This is a genomic window from Pseudomonas sp. EA_65y_Pfl1_P113 (genome assembly GCF_963970525.1).
GTDB classification, from domain to species: Bacteria; Pseudomonadota; Gammaproteobacteria; order Pseudomonadales; family Pseudomonadaceae; genus Aquipseudomonas; species Aquipseudomonas tritici.
In genome coordinates this window covers 1-454 of record NZ_CAXAQM010000570.1, presented here as the reverse complement: position 1 = coordinate 454, position 454 = coordinate 1, and the positions used below count along the sequence as shown (strand labels likewise).

The 454-nt window shown below is 62.6% G+C and carries 1 protein-coding gene; it reads left to right on the top strand.

The window, feature by feature from the left end:
- Positions 1–79: 79 nt before the first annotated feature.
- Complete coding sequence (locus AACY52_RS31125) at positions 80–301, top strand: hypothetical protein (RefSeq protein WP_126845096.1); 222 nt, start codon at positions 80–82, stop codon at positions 299–301.
- Positions 302–454 lie beyond the last annotated feature (153 nt).

Sequence of the window (454 nt, the reverse complement as noted above, 5' to 3'; positions counted from 1 at the left end):
ACCGCCAGTTGGACGCGATGAATGAATCGATCGACCGCGCCTGCGCGGCGATCGATCGCGCCTTGGCAGGCGACCCGGCGTGAGCACGAGCGAAAAGGCGTTCGGGCTCGTCAAGGCCGTTTTGACCTATCAAGAGCGTATGAATGGGCTGGAGAAAAAACTGGCCGCGCTCAGCGACGGCCTGACGCGGCTGGCGGATAGCCATGTCGCGCTGCGCGACCGGGTCAGCACGATTGAGGGCTACCTACGCGGTCGCAGGGATGCCGCCGCTGCATCTGACCTGCCGAGGATCGAAGGATAGTATCGGAACATCCCCGCTTTCCGACGCGCCTCAATCTGGTAGCAGGGACGCCTTGATCCATCGTCTTGCCCTTTTTGTCCGCAGGCATAGCGTGACGACGGAGCTGAGCGGTGCCTAGTGAGACCCCCCTCGAACGTTACAAGCCCGTCATGG